The 22,063-nt window shown below is 59.0% G+C and carries 16 protein-coding genes and 1 pseudogene; 12 read left to right on the forward strand and 5 right to left on the reverse strand.

Annotation, left to right across the window (positions count from 1 at the left end):
* The first annotated feature begins 200 nt into the window (after positions 1–200).
* The 5 genes from dnaA (at position 201) to gabP (ending at position 8,112) form a co-directional block, all read left to right on the forward strand.
* Positions 201–1,727, forward strand: coding sequence for a chromosomal replication initiator protein DnaA (dnaA, locus tag KI235_RS00005; protein ID WP_003196144.1), 1,527 nt, complete (start codon positions 201–203; stop codon positions 1,725–1,727).
* 39 nt (positions 1,728–1,766) lie between these two features.
* Positions 1,767–2,870 (forward strand): DNA polymerase III subunit beta, encoded by a 1,104-nt coding sequence (dnaN, locus tag KI235_RS00010; RefSeq protein WP_003196145.1) that lies wholly within the window; start codon positions 1,767–1,769, stop codon positions 2,868–2,870.
* Between the two features lie 20 nt (positions 2,871–2,890).
* Positions 2,891–3,994, forward strand: a complete 1,104-nt coding sequence (gene recF, locus KI235_RS00015) for a DNA replication/repair protein RecF (RefSeq protein WP_003196148.1) — start codon at positions 2,891–2,893, stop codon at positions 3,992–3,994.
* Between the two features lie 5 nt (positions 3,995–3,999).
* Positions 4,000–6,417 (forward strand): DNA topoisomerase (ATP-hydrolyzing) subunit B, encoded by a 2,418-nt coding sequence (gene gyrB, locus KI235_RS00020; protein ID WP_027912872.1) that lies wholly within the window; start codon positions 4,000–4,002, stop codon positions 6,415–6,417.
* Positions 6,418–6,717: 300 nt separating this feature from the next.
* Positions 6,718–8,112 carry a GABA permease gene (gabP, locus tag KI235_RS00025; RefSeq protein WP_013691936.1) on the forward strand — a complete coding sequence of 465 codons (1,395 nt, stop codon included), beginning with the start codon at positions 6,718–6,720 and terminating at the stop codon, positions 8,110–8,112.
* A 65-nt stretch (positions 8,113–8,177) separates the two neighbouring features.
* Here gabP and KI235_RS00030 read toward each other — a convergent pair whose 3' ends face one another.
* Positions 8,178–8,912, reverse strand: coding sequence for a response regulator transcription factor (locus KI235_RS00030; RefSeq protein WP_003196155.1), 735 nt, complete (start codon positions 8,910–8,912; stop codon positions 8,178–8,180).
* A gap of 222 nt (positions 8,913–9,134) precedes the next feature.
* On the opposite strand from KI235_RS00030, the gene KI235_RS00035 reads away from it, so the two are divergent.
* The gene (locus KI235_RS00035; protein ID WP_013691937.1) at positions 9,135–10,652 is read left to right on the forward strand and encodes a PAS domain-containing sensor histidine kinase; all 1,518 of its coding nucleotides are present in this window, start codon (positions 9,135–9,137) and stop codon (positions 10,650–10,652) included.
* A gap of 177 nt (positions 10,653–10,829) precedes the next feature.
* On the opposite strand, the gene KI235_RS00040 is transcribed toward KI235_RS00035, so the two are convergent.
* The 4 genes from KI235_RS00040 to glyQ all read right to left on the reverse strand — a co-directional run bounded on the left by KI235_RS00040 (position 10,830) and on the right by glyQ (position 15,235).
* Positions 10,830–11,609: a lysophospholipid acyltransferase family protein gene (locus KI235_RS00040; protein WP_003196158.1), complete on the reverse strand. Its 780-nt coding sequence runs from the start codon at positions 11,607–11,609 to the stop codon at positions 10,830–10,832.
* Positions 11,610–11,689: 80 nt separating this feature from the next.
* Entirely contained in the window at positions 11,690–12,229 is a 540-nt protein-coding gene (gene gmhB / locus KI235_RS00045; protein WP_161796653.1) for a D-glycero-beta-D-manno-heptose 1,7-bisphosphate 7-phosphatase, read from the reverse strand.
* 4 nt (positions 12,230–12,233) lie between these two features.
* The gene (gene glyS, locus KI235_RS00050; RefSeq protein WP_003196162.1) at positions 12,234–14,285 is read right to left on the reverse strand and encodes a glycine--tRNA ligase subunit beta; all 2,052 of its coding nucleotides are present in this window, start codon (positions 14,283–14,285) and stop codon (positions 12,234–12,236) included.
* Entirely contained in the window at positions 14,282–15,235 is a 954-nt protein-coding gene (gene glyQ / locus KI235_RS00055; protein ID WP_003177094.1) for a glycine--tRNA ligase subunit alpha, read from the reverse strand. The genes glyS and glyQ overlap by 4 nt, the downstream gene beginning before the upstream one ends.
* Positions 15,236–15,316: 81 nt before the next feature.
* On the opposite strand from glyQ, the gene KI235_RS00060 reads away from it, so the two are divergent.
* The 6 genes and pseudogenes from KI235_RS00060 to KI235_RS00090 all read left to right on the forward strand — a co-directional run bounded on the left by KI235_RS00060 (position 15,317) and on the right by KI235_RS00090 (position 22,052).
* Positions 15,317–15,874: a DNA-3-methyladenine glycosylase I gene (locus tag KI235_RS00060; RefSeq protein WP_003196165.1), complete on the forward strand. Its 558-nt coding sequence runs from the start codon at positions 15,317–15,319 to the stop codon at positions 15,872–15,874.
* Between the two features lie 43 nt (positions 15,875–15,917).
* Positions 15,918–16,805: a lysophospholipid acyltransferase gene (locus KI235_RS00065; RefSeq protein WP_003196168.1), complete on the forward strand. Its 888-nt coding sequence runs from the start codon at positions 15,918–15,920 to the stop codon at positions 16,803–16,805.
* Positions 16,806–16,963: 158 nt separating this feature from the next.
* Complete coding sequence (locus KI235_RS00070; protein ID WP_003196171.1) at positions 16,964–18,013, forward strand: FAD-binding oxidoreductase; 1,050 nt, start codon at positions 16,964–16,966, stop codon at positions 18,011–18,013.
* Positions 18,014–19,014: 1,001 nt separating this feature from the next.
* On the forward strand, positions 19,015–20,571 hold the full coding sequence (locus KI235_RS00080) for a methyl-accepting chemotaxis protein (protein WP_028237747.1): 1,557 nt from the start codon (positions 19,015–19,017) through the stop codon (positions 20,569–20,571).
* Between the two features lie 175 nt (positions 20,572–20,746).
* Positions 20,747–21,099 (forward strand): annotated as a pseudogene (locus KI235_RS00085) (VOC family protein).
* A gap of 164 nt (positions 21,100–21,263) precedes the next feature.
* On the forward strand, positions 21,264–22,052 hold the full coding sequence (locus KI235_RS00090) for an SDR family NAD(P)-dependent oxidoreductase (RefSeq protein WP_003196178.1): 789 nt from the start codon (positions 21,264–21,266) through the stop codon (positions 22,050–22,052).
* Positions 22,053–22,063: the final 11 nt, after the last annotated feature.

Below are 22,063 nucleotides of genomic sequence, written 5' to 3' on the forward strand. Positions count from 1 at the left end.
CGACTTTCGCCCCCACTTGTGCAACGACCTCAGACCCGGTTATCCACAGAGCTTATCCACCGACCGCTCGTCGTCTTTCTTGCAGTTAACGCATTGATAAATCATGGGCGATCAGCAAGCTGCATGTGGATAAGTGGGCGTCTGATCGCTACAATGGCCGCTTGTTTTTGCCTCACCGGCTTTCAACTTAGGGGATATCCGTGTCAGTGGAACTTTGGCAGCAGTGCGTGGAGCTTTTGCGCGATGAGCTGCCTGCCCAACAATTCAACACTTGGATCCGTCCACTACAGGTCGAAGCCGAAGGCGACGAGTTGCGTGTCTATGCACCGAACCGTTTCGTTCTCGACTGGGTCAACGAAAAGTACCTGGGCCGGGTCATGGAACTGCTCGACGAGCATGGCAATGGCATGGCGCCTGCGTTGTCCTTATTAATAGGCAGCAAGCGCAGCTCGGCACCGCGCGCCGCACCCAACGCGCCGCTGGCCGCCGCGGCGTCACAGGCCCAGCAGGCTGCAACGGCACCGGTTAACAACCATGCTGCCCCGGCACCCGCGCCCGCCCCGAGCAAACGCAACGCACAAAAGGTCGCCGAGGTCAGCGAAGAACCCTCCCGGGACAGCTTCGACCCGATGGCCGGTGCCAGCTCCCAGCAGGCGCCAGTGCGGGCCGAACAGCGCACCGTCCAGGTCGAAGGTGCGCTCAAGCACACCAGCTACCTGAACCGGACCTTTACCTTCGAGAATTTCGTCGAAGGTAAATCCAACCAACTGGCCCGCGCGGCAGCCTGGCAGGTCGCGGATAATCCCAAGCACGGCTACAACCCGCTGTTCCTTTATGGTGGCGTAGGCTTGGGTAAGACCCACTTGATGCACGCGGTGGGCAACCATCTATTAAAGAAGAACCCGAATGCCAAGGTCGTGTACCTGCATTCCGAGCGTTTCGTGGCCGACATGGTCAAGGCGCTGCAGCTGAACGCGATCAACGAGTTCAAGCGTTTCTACCGTTCGGTGGACGCCTTGCTGATCGACGATATTCAGTTCTTCGCCCGCAAGGAGCGTTCCCAGGAAGAGTTTTTCCACACCTTCAACGCGTTGCTTGAAGGCGGGCAGCAGGTCATTCTCACCAGTGACCGCTACCCGAAAGAAATCGAAGGCCTTGAAGAACGCCTCAAGTCGCGTTTCGGCTGGGGCTTGACGGTGGCCGTCGAGCCGCCCGAGCTGGAAACCCGGGTCGCGATCCTGATGAAGAAAGCCGACCAGGCCAAGGTCGAGCTGCCTCACGACGCCGCGTTCTTCATCGCTCAGCGTATTCGCTCCAACGTGCGTGAGCTCGAAGGTGCCCTCAAGCGGGTGATCGCTCACTCGCACTTCATGGGTCGCGACATTACCATCGAGTTGATTCGCGAATCCTTGAAGGATCTGTTGGCACTTCAGGACAAATTGGTTTCTGTGGATAACATTCAGCGAACCGTTGCGGAATACTACAAAATCAAGATTTCCGACCTGCTGTCCAAACGCCGTTCGCGTTCGGTAGCACGTCCGCGTCAGGTGGCGATGGCCCTGTCCAAGGAACTGACCAACCACAGCCTGCCGGAAATCGGCGATGTGTTTGGCGGACGCGACCACACCACCGTGCTGCACGCCTGCCGCAAGATCAACGAACTTAAGGAATCCGACGCGGACATCCGCGAGGACTACAAGAACCTGCTGCGTACACTGACCACTTGATGACCACCAGCGCAGCTTATTAAGGCAAGGGACTAGACCATGCATTTCACCATTCAACGCGAAGCCCTGTTGAAACCCCTGCAACTGGTCGCAGGCGTCGTCGAACGCCGCCAGACCTTGCCGGTACTTTCCAACGTGCTGCTGGTTGTCGAAGGCCAGCAACTGTCGCTGACCGGTACCGACCTGGAAGTCGAGCTGGTCGGTCGTGTGCAACTTGAAGAACCGGCCGATCCGGGTTCCATCACCGTGCCGGCGCGCAAGCTGATGGACATCTGCAAGAGCCTGCCCAACGACGCGCTGATCGACATCAAGGTCGATGAGCAGAAGCTCGTGGTCAAGGCCGGTCGCAGCCGTTTCACCTTGTCCACGCTGCCAGCCAACGATTTCCCGACTGTGGAAGAAGGCCCGGGTTCGCTGACCTGCAGCCTGGACCAGAGCAAATTGCGTCGCCTGATCGAACGCACCAGTTTCGCCATGGCCCAGCAGGACGTGCGTTATTACCTCAACGGCATGCTCCTGGAAGTGTCGGCTGGCGTCATCCGCGCCGTCGCCACCGACGGCCACCGCCTGGCCATGTGCTCGATGCAGGCCGATATTGGTCAGCCGGATCGCCACCAGGTGATCGTGCCGCGCAAAGGTATCCTAGAGTTGGCCCGCCTGCTGACCGAGCCGGACGGCAACGTCAGCATCGTGCTGGGCCAGCACCACATCCGCGCCACCACCGGCGAGTTCACCTTCACGTCGAAGCTGGTAGACGGCAAATTCCCTGACTACGAGCGCGTGCTGCCAAAAGGTGGCGACAAGCTGGTCCTGGGCGATCGCCAGGCGCTGCGCGAAGCTTTCAGCCGTACCGCGATTCTCTCCAACGAGAAGTACCGTGGCATCCGCCTGCAACTGGCCAATGGTCAGCTGAAGATCCAGGCGAACAACCCGGAGCAGGAAGAAGCGGAAGAAGAAGTAGGCGTTGAGTACAACGGCGGCTCCCTGGAAATCGGCTTCAACGTCAGCTACCTGCTCGACGTGCTTGGCGTGATGACCACCGAGCAAGTGCGTCTGATCCTGTCCGACTCCAACAGCAGTGCGCTGGTGCAAGAGTCCGATAACGACGATTCGGCTTACGTTGTCATGCCGATGCGTCTGTAATCATGCCCAGCAGAAGCTAGATGTCCTTAAGTCGCGTCTCGGTCACCGCGGTGCGCAATCTGCACCCGGTGACCTTCTCCCCCTCCCCCCGCATCAATATCCTTTACGGCGCCAACGGCAGCGGCAAAACCAGCGTCCTGGAAGCCGTGCACCTGCTCGGGCTTGCCCGTTCGTTTCGCAGCACCCGCCTATTACCAGTCATCCAGTACGATCAACTGGCATGCACCGTGTTCGGGCAGGTGGAACTGGCAGAAGGCGGCCATAGTGCCCTGGGGATATCGCGGGACCGGCAAGGCGAGTTCCAGATCCGCATCGATGGGCAGAACGCCCGTAGCGCGGCACAGCTGGCCGAGATCCTGCCATTGCAGTTGATCAACCCGGACAGCTTCCGTCTGTTGGAGGGGGCACCGAAGATTCGTCGGCAATTTCTCGATTGGGGCGTGTTCCACGTGGAACCGCGTTTCATGACGACTTGGCAACGCCTGCAGAAGGCGCTGCGCCAGCGAAACTCTTGGCTGCGACATGGTACACTTGACGCCGTTTCGCAAGCGGTTTGGGACAGGGAACTGTGCCAGGCCAGCGCTGAAATCGATGAATACCGCCGCGCTTACATCAAAGCCTTGAAACCGGTCTTCGAGCAGACCTTGAGCGAGCTGGTTGAGCTTGAGGGCCTGACGCTCAGCTATTACCGAGGCTGGGACAAGGACCGGGAACTGAGCACCGTGTTGGCTGGCTCGCTGCAGCGGGACCAGCAGATGGGCCATACCCAGGCCGGACCACAACGTGCTGACTTGCGTCTCAGATTGGGCGCACATAACGCCGCGGACATCTTGTCCCGGGGGCAGCAGAAGTTGGTGGTGTGTGCCTTGCGCATAGCCCAGGGGCATCTGGTCAGCCAGGCCCGCCGTGGTCAGTGTATTTATCTGGTGGATGACTTGCCGTCCGAGCTGGACGAAGCCCACCGCCGCGCGCTATGCCGCTTGCTGGAAGACTTACGCTGCCAGGTGTTCATCACCTGTGTAGACCACGAATTATTGAGGGAAGGCTGGCAGACGGAAACGCCAGTCGCTCTGTTCCACGTGGAACAGGGCCGTATCACCCAGACCCACGACCATCGGGAGTGAAGGCATTGAGCGAAGAAAATACGTACGACTCAACGAGCATTAAAGTGCTGAAAGGCCTGGATGCCGTACGCAAACGTCCCGGTATGTACATTGGTGACACCGACGATGGTAGCGGCCTGCACCACATGGTGTTCGAGGTGGTCGACAACTCCATCGACGAAGCCCTCGCCGGCCATTGCGACGACATCAGCATCATCATCCACCCGGATGAGTCCATCACCGTTCGCGACAACGGCCGTGGCATCCCGGTAGACGTGCATAAAGAGGAAGGCGTTTCCGCCGCCGAGGTCATCATGACCGTCCTCCACGCAGGCGGTAAGTTCGACGACAACTCCTACAAGGTATCCGGCGGTCTGCACGGCGTAGGTGTATCGGTAGTGAACGCGCTGTCCGAACAACTGGTCCTGACCGTTCGCCGCAGCGGCAAGATCTGGGAGCAGACCTACATCCACGGCGTGCCCCAGGCACCGATGGCGATCGTTGGCGACAGCGAAAGCACAGGCACCCAGATCCACTTCAAGGCTTCGAGCGAAACCTTCAAGAACATCCACTTCAGCTGGGACATCCTGGCCAAGCGGATTCGTGAACTGTCCTTCCTCAACTCCGGTGTCGGCATCGTCCTCAAGGACGAGCGCAGCGGCAAGGAAGAGCTGTTCAAGTACGAAGGCGGCCTGCGTGCGTTCGTTGAGTACCTGAACACCAACAAGACCCCGGTCAACCAGGTGTTCCATTTCAACGTCCAGCGTGAAGACGGCATCGGCGTGGAAATCGCCCTGCAGTGGAACGACAGCTTCAACGAGAACCTGTTGTGCTTCACCAACAACATCCCGCAGCGCGACGGCGGCACCCACCTGGTGGGCTTCCGTTCGGCGCTGACCCGCAACTTGAACAACTACATCGAACAGGAAGGCCTGGCGAAGAAGCATAAAGTCGCCACCACCGGTGACGATGCCCGTGAAGGCCTGACCGCGATTATCTCGGTGAAGGTGCCGGATCCGAAGTTCAGCTCCCAGACCAAGGACAAGCTGGTGTCTTCCGAAGTGAAGACCGCAGTTGAACAGGAGATGGGCAAGTACTTCTCCGACTTCCTGCTGGAAAACCCGAACGAAGCCAAGCTGGTGGTCGGCAAGATGATCGACGCCGCCCGTGCCCGTGAAGCGGCGCGCAAGGCCCGTGAGATGACCCGCCGCAAAGGCGCGCTGGACATCGCCGGCTTGCCGGGCAAACTGGCCGACTGCCAGGAAAAGGACCCTGCCCTGTCCGAGCTGTATCTGGTGGAAGGTGACTCTGCTGGCGGTTCCGCCAAGCAGGGTCGCAACCGCCGCACCCAGGCCATCCTGCCGCTCAAGGGCAAGATCCTGAACGTCGAGAAGGCGCGCTTCGACAAGATGATTTCCTCCCAGGAAGTCGGCACCTTGATCACGGCGTTGGGCTGCGGTATTGGCCGCGAAGAGTACAACATCGACAAGCTGCGCTATCACAACATCATCATCATGACCGATGCTGACGTCGACGGTTCGCACATCCGTACGCTGCTGCTGACATTCTTCTTCCGTCAGTTGCCGGAGTTGATCGAGCGCGGCTACATCTACATCGCCCAGCCGCCGCTGTACAAGGTCAAGAAAGGCAAGCAAGAGCAATACATCAAAGACGACGACGCCATGGAAGAGTACATGACGCAGTCGGCCCTGGAAGACGCGAGCCTGCACCTGAACGAAGATGCCCCAGGCATTTCCGGTGAAGCCCTTGAGCGCCTGGTGAATGACTTCCGCCTGGTGATGAAGACCCTCAAGCGTCTGTCGCGCCTGTACCCACAGGAACTGACCGAGCACTTCATCTACCTGCCAGCCGTGAGCCTGGAGCAACTGTCCGATCACGCAGCGATGCAGGATTGGCTGGCCCAGTACGAAGTGCGCTTGCGCACTGTCGAGAAATCCGGCCTGGTCTACAAAGCCAGCCTGCGTGAAGACCGTGAACGTAACGTCTGGCTGCCGGAGGTCGAACTGATCTCCCACGGCCTGTCGAACTACGTCACCTTCAACCGCGACTTCTTCGGCAGCAACGACTACAAGACCGTCGTATCCCTCGGCGCGCAACTGAGCACGCTGCTGGACGAAGGTGCGTACATCCAACGTGGTGAACGCAAGAAGGCCGTGACCGAGTTCAAGGAAGCCCTTGAGTGGCTGATGGCCGAAAGCACCAAGCGCCACACCATCCAGCGATACAAAGGTCTTGGCGAGATGAACCCGGATCAGCTGTGGGAAACCACCATGGATCCAGGCTCGCGCCGGATGCTGAAAGTCACCATCGAAGACGCCATTGGCGCGGACCAGATCTTCAACACCCTGATGGGTGATGCGGTCGAGCCTCGTCGTGACTTCATCGAGAGCAATGCGTTGGCGGTATCCAACCTGGATTTCTGATCCCTTCAGCAGCACCGCTCCAAAAAAGCCAACGCTTATGCGTTGGCTTTTTTTTACGTTTGAAAAACATGCACCGTTTTCAGGCCTGTGGGTAATAAGTGGTGTAACTCGGTAACACCTTGGCACAAAGCCTTCACGCTCAATAGGTTAGGAATTGATTGAGAGCCCCGGATAACGGGCCCTCAGATTTTCTGGCGTAGAACTTGCGTGTTAAATAAATTACACATCGTTTCTTTAAATTGACAGGGGAGCGGTGGGTACGAGGTGACACGAATAAATCCAATTCCAAGGGTAGTCTCAATGAGCGGTACGCAAACTTCCAATCATCTGGAGCAAGGGCTCAAACCCCGGCATGTGACGATGCTATCCATCGCTGGCGTCATCGGCGCTGGCCTTTTCGTTGGCTCCGGCCACGCTATCGCAGCGGCCGGTCCAGCCGTGCTGCTGGCTTACGCTGCCGCGGGTGCCCTGGTGGTACTGGTGATGCGGATGCTGGGTGAAATGGCGGTGGCATCGCCGGACACCGGTTCCTTCTCGACCTATGCTGACCGTGCGATTGGTCATTGGGCCGGTTTCACCATCGGCTGGCTCTACTGGTGGTTCTGGGTCCTGGTGATTCCGCTGGAGGCCAACGCCGCCGCGACGATCCTGCATGCCTGGTTTCCGAACGTGGCAATCTGGGCCTTCACCTTGGTCATCACCCTGCTGCTGACGGTCACCAACCTGTTCAGCGTGAAGAATTACGGGGAATTCGAATTCTGGTTCGCCCTGGTCAAGGTGGTGGCGATCATCGGCTTCATTGGCCTGGGTGTGATGGCGATCTTCGGCTTGCTGCCCACCAGCCAGGTCAGCGGTGTTTCGCACCTGTTCGACACCCAGGGCTTCCTGCCCAACGGTATGGGCGCGGTGTTGGGGGCAATCCTGACCACCATGTTTTCGTTCATGGGCACCGAGATCGTGACCATTGCGGCGGCCGAATCGAAGAACCCGGGCCAGCAGATTTCCAAGGCGACCAACTCGGTCATCTGGCGGATTGGCTTGTTCTATCTCGTCTCCATCTTCATCGTCGTCGCCCTGGTGCCGTGGAACGATCCGATCCTGGCCAGCGTCGGTTCCTACCAGACGGTGCTGGAGCGCATGGGCATCCCCAATGCCAAACTGATCGTCGATATCGTCGTCCTGGTGGCGGTCACGAGCTGCCTGAACTCGGCGCTGTATACGGCTTCGCGGATGATGTTCTCGTTGGGCAAGCGTGGTGATGCGCCGGCCGTTTCCCAGCGCACCAACAAGAGCGGTACGCCTTACTGGGCGGTGATGCTGTCGACCGGGGCGGCCTTCCTCGCCGTGTTCGCCAACTATGTGGCTCCGGCCGCCGTGTTCGAATTCCTGCTGGCCAGCTCCGGCGCCATTGCGTTGCTGGTGTATCTGGTCATCGCGATTTCGCAACTGCGCATGCGCAAACAACGCATGGCGCGTGGTGAAAAAGTCGCCTTCAGCATGTGGCTGTTCCCCGGCCTGACCTACGCGGTGATCGTCTTCATCGTGGGAGCCTTGACCATCATGCTGTTCCAGGAAGCCCACCGCGTGGAAATCCTCGCGACCGGTCTGCTCAGCGTACTGGTCGTCGCGTCCGGGTTGCTGGTGCAGCGCCGTCGGATCGCCAAGGCAGGAAAAGGGCTACAGATGGCCAGGTGAGCTGATCACCCTGGGTTCATCCGCTCCAACGAAAAAGGCCAACGTTCATGCGTTGGCCTTTTTTGCTAACTCGCGACAGACGCTTCGCTTCCCGCAGCCACACTCTCCAACCGATACCCATACCCATAAATAGTCAGCAATTGCCAACCCCGATCTGCCGTCAGGCCGAGCTTGTTGCGCAGGCGATAGATATGGGTGTCGAGCGGGCGGGACGAGGTCATTTCCTCGTGGGTCCAGAAGCGTTCGTAGAAATACTCCCGAGACAGCGGCCGGCCCAGGTTGGCGAACAGGCACCGGGCCAGGCGGTATTCCCGCTCGGTCAGGCTGATGGGAATGCCGGCGCGGGTGATGGTCAGCTCGGCGTCGTCGAACGCCAGGTCGTTGAACACCAGCACGTCGCTGGCGGGCGCGCGCTGCAGGTTGTGACGGCGCAGCACAGCGGTGACCCGGGCCTTGAGCTCGTTGGGCCGGAAGGGTTTGCTCACATAGTCGTCGGCGCCGGCGTTGAGGGCCTGGACGATGTCGTGCTCGCCGTCGCGGCTGGTCAGCATGATGGCGGCCGGTGGCGAATCCATGTGCTCGCGGGTCCAGCGCAGCAATGAAAGCCCGCTGATGTCGGGCAATTGCCAGTCGAGGATCAACAGGTCGAAGGTTTCCCGGCGCAGTTGCCGCAACAAGTCCTCGCCTCGCTCAAAGCTGTGCAGGGTCCAGCCTTGCTCGCCCCTGCCGGGGATTTGTTGCAGGGTCTGTTCTACCCGGCGCAGCTCGGCCGGTTCATCGTCCAGTATGGCGACACGCATGGAATGCGATTCCTTGATCTCGAGAGTAACGGACATCTTCAGGTGGCAATGAAACGCAGCCGAGGCTGATTTGTTGTCATTGACCTGTCGCTGGCTGCGACAATACCGGCTCGCGGCACAGAGGGAAAGGCAGCAGCGCGCCACCCATCGAGTCCCGTTATAGTCGTGGGCTTTGCAGGCCTGTGAAAAAATCCCCAGTTCTTGAGTTTGGCCAGGAGGCCTATGAGTAACCAACGTCGGCGTGAAAGTCGTGAGCCAACCCAGGTCCAGCGGTTGTTTCGTCAGTTGGTGCGGGAGTGGCTGTGGATAAGTCTGTTGCTGTTGCCGCTGACGGCCTTGCTGTCACTGAGCAGCCAATCGACGGGTAACCATCCAGGCGCTGTGTTGTTGTCGGTGTGTTTGGTGGCCTGTGTATTGGGCTTGTTGCTGTTGCGCCCGCGCCTGGCCCTGTGGACAACAGTGGGCGGCATGAGCCTGGCCCTGTTGATCAGTGCCATGCTGGGCGCGCGAGGCTGGTGGTGGTCGCCCATGGCAAGTGTGCTGGGCATCATGTTCGGCTACCTGATCTGGAATTGGCGGCGCCTGAGCGTGGTGCTGGCCTATTTCGGCTGGGAGCTGGCACGCCTGGACGCGGAGCCCAAGGTTTTCCCGGAACGTCGCCGCGCCTCCTACACCGGCAGCGACCGCTTGCAGGGTCAGATCATGGCCCTGGAACAAGCCATGAGTCGAACCCGCGACACCCGGCGTTTCATTGCCGATGGCCTGGAATACCTGCCGGTGGCGACCATGATCAGTGATCCTCAAGGCAAGCTGTTGCTTGGCAATCGCAAGGCGCGCGAGCTGTTCGGTCATGGCCTGGCGGGCGGCGACGTGCTGGAGCATCTCGGGCAATTGGGTTATCCAGGGTTGGAGCATGGGGCCCATCACCGGTTATCCACATTGCCCTTGGTGGAGTTTCGCGACATTCGCGAGCGCAGCTTGCGCCTGGAACGGGCGGCGTTGTTGCCGGTTGATGGCGACGCGCCGATTGGCTGGTTGTTGAGCCTCACGGACCTGAGCGCCGAACGTGAGGCTGAAGAACAGCGCAGCGTCATGCTGCGTTTTCTCTCCCACGACTTGCGCGCCCCGCACTCGGCGATCCTTGCATTGCTCGATGTGCAACGGCATCAGGTCGGTGGGGACAATCCGCTGTTCGACCAGATCGAGCGCCAGGTACGTCGCGCCCTGGACCTGACCGAGGGCTTCGTGCAATTGGCCAAGGCCGAATCCGAGGCGTATCAATTCCAGCCGACGCTGTTCGCCATGCTGGTGCTGGATGTACTCGACCAGGCGCTGCCCATCGCCCAGGCAAAACGCATCCAGTTGATTCATGAAATAGCGGATGAAGAGGCGATGGTGAGGGCGGATCAACCGTTGCTGACCCGTGCTCTGTTCAATCTGCTGGAAAATGCCATCAAGTACAGCGCGCCCGACGCCTGCATTTCGCTGCAGGTTTATTGCACCCCGGGCTGGTTGATCTGCAATGTCGCCGACCAGGGCAAAGGCATCAGCGCCGAAGAACTACCCGACCTGTTCAGTCAGTACCGACGGTTTTCCTCGGCTCACGGGGTCGATGGAATTGGCTTGGGGCTGTCGATGGTCAAGGCCGTGGTTGACCATCACGAGGGGAAAATCGAGTGCCGTAGCGTGGTGGGTAAAGGCACGACGTTTAGCCTGCGCTTTCCGTTATTGGCAGATTGAAAAGATCGCGGCCTTCGGCTGTAGGAGCTGCCGAAGGCCGCGATCTTTTGGTGCTATAAAAAACTTATGCACCTAACCGCGGGTTTTATGTGTTTAGGAAATATGTATTAAAAACATAGACCTACAGAATAAAAGCAACGGATTTCGAAAAAACGGTACACAGGTTATCCACAGATCTCAAACAGCGAGCTGGTCGGAGGTGGCCGGTGTTGTCGGGGTCGGAGGCAGCGAGCCCATTTCCCGTTGTGTCTGTTCATTCCAGGCTTGTACGCGGTCATTGAGCTCGGCGATGGCACGGGGCCCAGTGCCTTCGGCATACATCGGCGCGCCAATCACCACGGTGATGACGCCCGGTTTCCTGATCCAGCCAGCCTTGGGCCAGAATTTGCCGGCATTGTGTGCAATCGGCAGCACGGGAAGATCGGCGTTCACGGCCAATGCCGAACCGCTGCGGGAGAATTTGCCGACAGTTCCATAAGGAACACGGGTGCCCTCGGGGAAGATCAGCACCCAAACGTTATCTTTGAGCAGTTCGTCGCCCTTCTTCGCGACCTGCTTGAGGGCCGCCTTGGGGTTGTCGCGATCGATGGCGATCGGGCGCAGCATCGCCATGGCCCAGCCGAAGAACGGCACGAACAACAGTTCACGCTTGAGCACTTGGCTCAACGGTTCGAAATAGGCCGAGAGAAAGAACGTCTCCCAGGTGCTCTGGTGGTTGGATTGGATCACGCAGGGCCGGTCAGGCACGTTCTCGGCACCTTTGATTTCATAGCTGATGCCAAGAAACACCTTGCTCAACCACAGCGCGCAGCGGCACCAGTACACATTGATGAAACGGTAGCGCGCCTTGAACGGCAAGAAAGGCGCGATGAAAAAACTCAGGGAGCACCACAGCAAGGAACTGGTGCCCAACAGCAGGTAAAAGAGAAAGGCTCTGATGGCCTGCAATATCGACATAGCGGCATTTACCGTTGCGGGCAATGCCCGCCTGTTCAAGCGCTTCCCGAACAATCCTTGATCAGGTTGTCTTGGGAGCTCTAATTGTGGATAAGTTCAGCGGCAATCGCCGCCAAGTCGTCAAAAATCAAGGTGCCTACCGGTAGGGTCTTGCCCAGAGTCTTTTCGCCTTTCCCGGTCTTTACCAAAACTGGCTGACAATCGACGGCCTTGGCCGCCTCCAGGTCACCGAGGCTGTCGCCGACGAACCACACACCCGCCAGCGCCACGCCATAATGCGCGGCAATGGTTTTCAACATGCCCGGCTTGGGCTTGCGGCAATCGCAACCTTCGTCCGGCCCGTGGGGGCAATAGACGATCAGCCCGACTTCCCCGCCCTGCTCCGCCACCAATGCACGCAGGTGCTCGTGCATGGCTTCGAGCACGGCGAGGTCATAATAACCGCGGGCAATGCCCGACTGGTTGGTGGCAACCGCCACCGTCCAGCCGGCCTTGCTCAACTGCGCGATGGCTTCGATCGAACCGGGTAGCGGCAACCACTCCTCCACCGATTTGATGTAAGCGTCGGAGTCGTGATTGATCACCCCGTCCCGATCGAGAATCAGCAGTTTCAACAGCAGCTCCTCAACCCAGCACGGAAATATCGGCAATATTGAGGAACAGGCTGCGCAGGCGTGCCAGCAATGCATAACGATTCTTGCGAACGTCTTCGTTGTCCGCATTCACCATCACGGCTTCAAAGAACGCATCGACCGGCTCGCGCAGTGCCGCCAGGCGCGCCAGTGCCTCGGCATAATCGCGTTTTTCCATGAGCGGTTGCACCGACGCATACGCCTGTTGAATCGCCGAGTTGAGCGAAAACTCGGCGGCATTATCAAAGTAGCGTGCTTCAACGGCTTTGACGGAAGGCTCGGCCTTGCTCAGCAGGTTCGACACACGCTTGTTCACCGACGCCAGCGCTGCCGCTTCCGGTAATTTGCGGAACGCCTGCACCGCTTGTACGCGCTGGTCGAAGTCCAGGGCCGAACCTGGTTTCAGGGCTCGCACCGACAGGTAGGTCGCGACTTCGACACCTTCGTCTTCATAACGCGCACGCAGGCGGTCGAAGATAAATTCCAGCACCGCATCGGCCAGGCCGGCAGACTTGACCTTGCTGCCGAACGCGTTGACGGCGAACGCCACGGCGTCGTTCAGGTCCAGGTCCAACTGCTTGTCGATCAGGATCCGCAACACGCCCAGCGCCGCACGACGCAAGGCATAAGGGTCTTTGCTGCCGGTGGGCAGCATGCCGATACCGAAGATGCCGACCAGGGTGTCGAGCTTGTCGGCGATCGCCACGGCCGCACCGGTCAGGGTGGTCGGCAGCTCTGCGCCAGCACCGCGCGGCATGTACTGCTCGTTCAGTGCCAGGGCCACGTCTTGCGGCTCGCCATCGTTGAGGGCGTAGTAGTAACCGGCGACGCCTTGCATCTCCGGGAACTCACCGACCATCTCGGTGGACAGGTCGCACTTGGACAGGATGCCGGCACGGGCCGCGCGCTGGGCGTCACCGCCGATGCGTGGAGCGATGAACGCCGCCAGTTTCGACACGCGCTCGGCCTTGTCGTAGACGCTGCCGAGTTTTTCCTGGAACACCACGTTGCGCAGGCGCTCGTTGAAGCTTTCCAGGGGCTGCTTCTTGTCTTGCTTGAAGAAGAACTCGGCATCGGTCAGGCGCGGGCGAACGACTTTTTCGTTACCGGCGATGATCTGCTGCGGGTCCTTGCTTTCGATGTTGGCGACCGTGATGAAGCGCGGCAGCAACTTGCCTTCGGCGTCCAGCAGGCAGAAGTACTTCTGGTTGTCCTGCATGGTGGTGATCAAGGCTTCCTGCGGCACTTCAAGGAAACGTTCCTCGAACGAGCACACCAGCGGCACCGGCCATTCCACCAGCGCGGTCACTTCGTCCAGCAGGTTGGCCGGCACGATGGCGGTGCCTTCCTGCAGGGTGGCCAGCTCTTCGGTGCGCTTGCTGATCAACTCGCGGCGCTCGTTGGCGTCGGCCAGCACGTAGGCGGCACGCAGGTCGGCCAGGTAGTTGGCCGGCGAGGTGATGCGCACGCTCTGTGGATGATGGAAGCGGTGACCGCGGGAATCGCGACCGGCCTTCTGGGCCAGGATCGTGCAGTCGATGACCTGGTCACCGAGCAACATCACCAGCCATTGGGTCGGGCGCACGAACTCTTCCTTGCGCGCGGCCCAGCGCATGCGCTTGGGGATCGGCAAGTCATTGAGGGAATCTTCGACGATGGTCGGCAACAGGCTGGCGGTCGGCTTGCCCTTGATGCTTTGGCTATAGCGCAGCTTCGGGCCGCTCTGGTCGATTTCGCTCAGGTCCACGCCGCACTTCTTGGCGAAGCCCAGGGCAGCTTGGGTCGGGTTGCCGTCGGCATCGAACGCGGCCTGGCGTGGCGGGCCGTCGAGGTTGATGCTGCGGTCCGGCTGCTGGGTCGCCAGTGCGGTGATCAGCACGGCCAGGCGGCGCGGCGCGGCGTACACCTGTTTGGCTTCGTAGCCCAGGCCGGCGGCTTGCAGGCCTTTGTCGATACCGGCCAGGAACGCATCGGCCAGGGTGTTCAGGGCTTTGGGTGGCAGTTCTTCGGTGCCCAGTTCAACCAGAAAATCTTGAGCACTCATTGTGCAGCCTCCAGCTTAGCCAACACTTCATCACGCAGGTCCGGGGTCGCCATCGGGAAGCCCAGCTTGGCACGGGCCAGCAGGTAGGCTTGCGCAACGGAACGCGCCAGGGTGCGCACACGCAGGATGTATTGCTGGCGCGCGGTCACGGAAATCGCCCGGCGTGCATCCAGCAGGTTGAAGGTATGGGACGCCTTCAACACCATTTCATAGCTCGGCAACGGCAGCGGCTGGTCCAGCTCGATCAGGCGCTTGGCTTCGCTTTCATAGAAATCGAACAGTTCGAACAGCTTCTCGACGTTGGCGTGTTCGAAGTTGTAGGTCGACTGTTCCACTTCGTTCTGGTGGAACACGTCGCCGTAGGTCACTTTGCCGAACGGGCCGTCGGCCCACACCAGGTCGTAGACCGAATCCACGCCCTGCAGGTACATGGCCAAGCGTTCCAGACCGTAGGTGATTTCGCCGGTGACCGGGTAGCACTCGATGCCACCCGCCTGCTGGAAGTAGGTGAACTGGGTCACTTCCATGCCGTTGAGCCAGACTTCCCAGCCCAGGCCCCAGGCGCCCAGGGTTGGCGATTCCCAGTTGTCTTCGACGAAACGAATGTCATGCACCAGCGGGTCGAGGCCCACGTGCTTGAGCGAGCCCAGATACAGTTCCTGGAAGTTTTCCGGGTTCGGCTTCAGCACGACCTGGAACTGATAGTAGTGCTGCAGACGGTTCGGGTTTTCGCCGTAGCGGCCGTCAGTCGGGCGGCGGCTGGGCTGCACATAAGCGGCGTTCCAGGTTTCCGGGCCGATGGCACGCAGAAACGTGGCAGTGTGGAAAGTGCCGGCGCCTACTTCCATATCGTAGGGCTGAAGTACCACGCAACCTTGCTCGGCCCAGTATTGCTGGAGGGCGAGGATCAAGTCTTGGAAGGTACGCACGGCTGGCGTAGGCTGGCTCACGAAATTCACCTGTTTCTTGGGCTGCGATTTAAAGAGCGGGAGTATACCCGATTCGTTCGTGCGCACGCCCCCTGGAGCCTTATGCCACGCTGCTTTTGGTGTTCTGACGATCCGTTGTACATGGCTTATCACGATCAGGAGTGGGGCACGCCGCTGCGCGATGCGCAGGGTTTGTTCGAGTTGCTTTTGCTCGAAGGGTTCCAGGCCGGGTTGTCCTGGATCACCGTTTTGCGCAAACGCGAGCGTTACCGGGAGGTGCTGTACGGCTTCGATGTACAGCGGGTAGCGCAGATGAGCGACGCCGAAATCGATGAACTGATGCTCGACCCCGGCATCATCCGCAACCGCCTCAAGCTCAAGGCCGCCCGCCGCAACGCCCAGGCCTGGCTGGCGTTGGAAGACCCGGTGACGTTCCTCTGGTCGTTCGTGGGCGACAAACCCATCATCAACCATTTCAAGGACCGCACCGAAGTGCCGGCCATCACGCCCGAGGCGCTGGCGATGAGCAAAGGCCTGAAGAAAGCTGGATTTACTTTCGTCGGACCGACCATTTGTTATGCGCTGATGCAGGCCTCGGGCATGGTCATGGACCACACCCAGGATTGCGACCGCTACGCCGAGTTGGTAAACGGCGGTTAGAATAGCCGGCTCGCAACACGGCCCATACATTCAGGAGTGACCTGTGGATAAGTTGAAAGGCGCCTTGCTGGTCGGCGCTCTGCGGTTGTTTGCGCTGCTGCCCTGGCGGGCGGTGCAAGCGGTGGGCTCGGCCATTGGCTGGTTCATGTGGAAGCTGCCCAACCGCTCCCGCGACGTGGTGCGGATCAACCTCGCCAAGTGTTTTCCCGAGATGGACCCGGCCGAGCGCGAACGCCTCGTTGGCCAGAGCCTCAAGGACATCGGCAAATCCCTGACCGAAAGCGCCTGCGCCTGGATCTGGCCGGCCCAACGCTCCATCGACCTGGTGCGTGAAGTCGAAGGCCTGGAGGTGCTGAAAGAAGCGCTGGCCTCCGGCAAGGGCGTGGTCGGCATCACCAGCCATTTGGGCAACTGGGAAGTGCTCAACCACTTCTATTGCAGCCAGTGCAAACCGATCATTTTCTACCGTCCGCCCAAGCTCAAGGCGGTGGATGAATTGCTGCGCAAACAGCGCGTGCAACTGGGCAACAAAGTCGCAGCATCCACCAAGGAAGGCATCCTCAGCGTCATCAAGGAAGTGCGCAAGGGCGGCCAGGTGGGCATCCCTGCCGACCCGGAACCGGCCGAATCCGCCGGTATCTTCGTGCCCTTCTTCGCCACCCAGGCCCTGACCAGCAAGTTCGTACCGAACATGCTCGCCGGCGGCAAAGCGGTCGGCGTCTTCCTCCACGCCCTGCGCCTGCCGGACGGCTCCGGCTACAAAGTCATCCTCGAAGCCGCGCCGGAGGCCATGTACAGCACCGACACCGAAACGGCCTGCGCCGCCATGAGCCAAGTGGTGGAGCGCTACGTACGGGCCTACCCGAGCCAGTACATGTGGAGCATGAAACGCTTCAAGAAACGCCCGCCGGGCGAGGCGCGGTGGTACTGAAGGCCTGTTGCTTGGGTGTGGTGAATGCTTGATCGTAAACACCCAAGAACCCCTGTGGGAGCAGAGCTTGCTCGCGATGACGGTGGCACATTCAACATCGATGCAAGCAGACCCAACCGGGCTAACGTATTCCCCCAGGCAAACCCGACGGAGACCGAATGGATAACGCTCCCGGCAAACGCGTCATCGTCATCGGTGCGGGCATCGTAGGCGCATCCCTGGCCTACCATCTGGCGACCAAAGGCGCGAAAGTCACGGTGGTCGAGGCCGAAGGCATCGCGTCAGGCGTGACCGGCAGCTCATTCGCCTGGATCAACACCTCCCATGGCGAACCCGACCCCATTGCGCCATTGCGCGGTGCTGCCATCCAGGAATACCGCCGACTCGAAACGCAACTGCCCGGCCTGAAGATCCGCTGGACTGGCGCCCTATCTTACGGCCCGAGTTCAACAGCGTCGGCAAGCCGGATATCCCAATCACAGATCCGTGAACTTGAGCCAAACCTCAAGAATCCTCCTCAACAAGCTTCGTATGCGGCGGAAGAAGGAGCGCTGGACGCCGTAGCAGCAACCCATGCGCTGATCGCCGGCGCCCAGGCCAACGGCGCGAAAGTGCTCACTCAAACGCCGGTTCTCGGCTTTAAAACCCAGGGTTCCAGCGTGTGGGGCGTTGAAACCACCACGGGCGTCATTGAAGCCGATATCGTCGTATTGGCAGCCGGCACAGGCATCACGAAGCTGGCCGACCTGCTTGAAGTCTGCCTGCCCATCGACGCCTCCCCGGCAATTTTCATCCGCTACACCTCGCCACCCAACCTGGTACGCAGCCTCATCTCCAGCCCTGAAATGGAAGTGAGGCAAACCCCAGAGGGTGCGTTGCTGGCGGCCGAAGACTACCTGGACGACGCCTTGGAAAACCAACCGTCGGAGATCGCGCTGCGCACCGCCAACGCCATAAAAAGCGAGCTTCACGGCGTTGTCTCCCTGGATCTGCAATCGGCTCGTGTCGGATACAGACCAATGCCTGCCGATGACATCCCCATCATTGGTTATCTTCCGCAGGTTGGCGGTGTATACGTGTGCGTCATGCACCCCGGCGTAACCCTGGCCGCGATCGTGGGTCGTCTTGCCAGTGAAGAGATCGTCGGCGACAAGGCTTGCTCGGCCCTCAACCCCTGTCGTCCGGATCGATTTTTCCAAGCTTGGTGAGGGTTGAATGGCCTAAGTTCGCTTACTCCCAAATCAGCCAAGGAAGCGTCAAATTCCTGAAAGCGTTGACCAAAACCTTTCGTTCATTAGACTGGGCATCGTTGATGTACTTTAATTCGCGTTCAATTTGACTAACGTAAGTTCGGGGTATTCCCGCTATAGCTGCTAGCTCTTCTTGTGAAAGATTAATAGGTTTTGTTGACGACCCGACCTTGAATACAGGCCCGTCATACCCACCCCTCACCATAAAGCAGTCAGTAATTAAAGCGTCATAAACCCAATGAATAACTACTGCCAAGAGCAGTCTATTTCTGCGCTGTCTTGCTAGCCATAAGTCGAATACAGCCTTCATGAACTGAGCCTTATAGTGCGCGACGCAAAAACAATCTCGACCTTGAATTGATCCTGGATAGTTTAGATGTCGCTAAAAAGAGTTAAGGCTAAAGCGCTTCCAATCACTGAGGAGTTGTTGCAACTACTACGGGCCACGCAACACGCTCAGACCGTATGGAGCGTCACCGTCAATGATATTGACGCGTCATGTGATGAGGTATGGCTTGCTCGGATGTGGGAGGTCGAGGGCCTCGAAGCCCGATACAGAGCCTGCCAAGACCGGCTGTTTCTTTATCTAAAGCAAGTCATCCAGATCTGAATCTTCCGTTACACACTGTACGGTTTCCAGTGCTCGCAACATAGGTGCGGGTCCACCAGAATTGAACGATCGTGAACATTCGACTAAAGAACTAGACAGTTTTTTGGTGTTTGAAAACTACCCCTTAGTTTCGAAATAGACCACTCTTGAAACGCCGACAGGCTGGGCGCTGTATCCTTTCAGCCATGCTTTAGCCCAATAGCCCTGGATATCACTATATTTTCTACATTTGAGGACGAGTTGTGCTCCAGAGCACTTCGGTTGCCACTCTAAAAACTAAAGCATTCAGGTACATGGTCGACACTCAGGACGCCATTTCCAATCCATCTGAGTTACAAATGGAGTCTTTATGTTTGACTGGATCAGCAACATCCGTGTCAGCGCGAAATTAAGCTTGGGCTTCGGCCTGGTACTAGGGCTTGCGTTGTTACTCGCTTCCACGGGTTGGTACGCCATTGCGACGTTGACCGACCGCGGCGTTAAAATCGAAAAAATTGCTCAAATCAGCGATTACACCAAAGACCTGCGAATCAGTCGTTTACGTCTAGGTGCAAACCCTCAACCAGATGCCTATCAACCGCTGCAGAAAATTCTGGACAATCTGGCAGCCCATCTGCAAAGCATCAGGGACCAGTTCACTTCCCCGATTGACCAAGAGCTGATTCAACAACAGAACACATCCGTCAGAGAATACGGACAACTGCTGCTTGATCTGGCCAAACCCAATGCCGACCAAGTGTCCATCTATAAACGTATGGGGCAACTGGGTGATCTGTTGCTTGATACGACGCAAAAGCTCATTGACTCGCAAAATACCAAGCGCGATGCCGACGCCGCGTCTGCCAAGGTTCTGCTGAGTCTTGTCGCTGCCTTGACGTTGCTACTGGGTGCACTCGCAGCGTGGATCATTACCCAACAAATCGTTAACCCACTGCAGTACACGCTACAGGCCGTGAATCGTATTGCCAGGGGGGATTTGAGTGAGCCCGTGCAGGTCAATCGGCGTGATGAGTTGGGTCAGCTGCAATCAGGTCTTCAGCAGATGATGCTCAACCTTCATGAGCTGATCGAGGGCATTCGATCCGGCGTCATTCAGGTTGCCAGTGCCGCCGAACAGCTGTCGGCGGTCACCGAGCAAACCAATGCGGGCGTCAATAATCAAAAAAACGAAACGGATCATGTCGCCACCGCGATGAGCGAAATGACCGCAACGGTGCAAAACGTCGCTCGCAATGCTGAAGAGGCCTCAACTGCCGCGTCCGCCGCGGATCAGCAAGCCTATGAGGGAGAGCGAATCGTGAGCGAGGCCATTGCGCAGATCAAGCGCTTGGCCGAAGAGCTCAATCAGTCGGCTGATGCTGTACGCCATCTCCAGGAACAAAGCGAAAAAATCGGCGGGGTGCTCGATGTGATAAAGGCGGTGGCCCAGCAAACCAATCTGCTGGCGCTGAACGCGGCCATTGAAGCCGCACGCGCCGGCGAGGCTGGCCGTGGCTTTGCGGTGGTAGCAGACGAGGTGCGCAGTCTTGCCTTACGCACCCAGCGTTCCACTGAAGAAATTGAAAGTCTGGTGGCCGGTGTACAGAGTGGTACTCATGCCGTTGCCTCAGGCATGGAAAGCAGCCAGCTGTTGAGCGAAAGCAGCGTGGAATTTACCCATCGTGCGGTAAGCGCCTTGGAAAACATCACGAGTAAAGTATCGATCATTCAAGCCATGAATCAGCAAATCGCCACTGCAGCGGAGCAGCAAAGCGCAGTCGCCGAGGAAATCAACCGCAGTGTCATCAACGTTCGCGACATCTCTGAGCAGACGGCAAGCACTTGCGAGGAAACTGCTTCTTCAAGTACCGAACTCGCACGGCTGGGTCATGAACTGGAAAGGCTGGTAGGACGCTTTAAAGTGTAGACGTGGCAGAGATGGCGCCGTTTTGCACCCGCAATACCTCAGGTATCACGGGTACCGGCGCCAGCTGTGTTCCTTCTCTGCCCTCAACCCCTGCCGTCCGGATCGATTTTTCCAAGCTCGGTGAGAGAGAAATGGCCTAAGCTCGCTTACTCCCAAATCAGCCAAGGAAGCGACAATGGGCATTCAAGGTAAAGACCGTCAGATCGATAACATCGAGTTCAATGTCAGCGACATCGCCCGCAGCAAAGCCTTCTATGCAAGCGTGTTCGGCTGGAGTTTCGTCGACTACGGCCCGACCTATACCGAATTCAGCGACGGTCGCCTGACCGGTGGCTTCACGACTGGCGAACCTGTGCGCCCGGGCGGCCCGTTGATCATCTTGTATGCGGATGACCTTGAGGCTACCCAACTCAGGCTCAAGGCCACAGGAGCGACCATCAGCCGTGAAGTGTTCGCGTTCCCGGGGGCCGACGCTTCCACTTTATCGATCCGGATGGCTATGAACTGGCCGTGTGGTCGGCTTCCTGATGGTTGATTGATCACGAGGAGGCGCAAAGCCTCAATCGTGTCCATGATTAAGGGCCTGCGATATCGGCGACGTTGGGATGCACAGCCATCTCTAAATCCGTCGGACTACCGTCCAGTCAGAAATATCGCACTTCCTCTGGTTCATTAATCAAGGAGTCCCCCTCATGAACATCGACTTCACCGGCCGTCACGTGTTGGTCACTGGGTCCACCAGCGGTATTGGGTTTGCGACAGCCAAAGGCTTCCTGGAAGCCGGCGCCCAAGTGGTTATCAACGGTCGCAGCGCAAGCAGCGTGGAGGATGCGTTGCAGCGCTTGGGCGCCCTCGCTTCAAGGGCCGATGGCTTTGTTGGCGATCTGAGCAACGCGCCGGGCTGCCAGGCACTGATCGCCAAATACCCACGCTTCGATATCGTCATCAACAACCTGGGCATTTTCAAACTGGAAGACTTTTTCGAGACGCCGGACAGCGAATGGCTGCGCTTCTTTGAAACCAACGTGATGTCCGGCGTGCGTGTTTCCAGGGCCTACGCACCGGGCATGGTCGAGCGCGGTTGGGGGCGGATTGTGTTTGTCTCGTCGGAATCCGGCGTGAACATTCCCGCTGACATGATCCATTACGGCTTCACCAAAACCGCCCAACTCTCAATCGCTCGCGGCCTGGCCAAGCGCCTCGCCGGCACGGGCGTGACGGTGAACTCGGTGCTGCCGGGGCCGACGCTTTCCGAAGGCGTTGCCCAGATGCTCCAGGCAGACGTCGAGCGCACCGGGGACAGCCTGGAAAAGGTCGCGGCAGATTTCGTCAACCAGCACCGCAGCACCTCGATCATCCAGCGCGCGGCGCGCGTCGAGGAAGTCGCCAACATGATCATCTACGCCAGCTCGGAACAGGCCTCGGCCACCACCGGAGCGGCGCTTCGTGTTGATGGTGGGGTGGTGGATAGTATCGTTTAGGATCCTGGGAC

This window comes from Pseudomonas sp. St386 (genome assembly GCF_018325865.1).
Classification (GTDB): domain Bacteria; phylum Pseudomonadota; class Gammaproteobacteria; order Pseudomonadales; family Pseudomonadaceae; genus Aquipseudomonas; species Aquipseudomonas brassicacearum.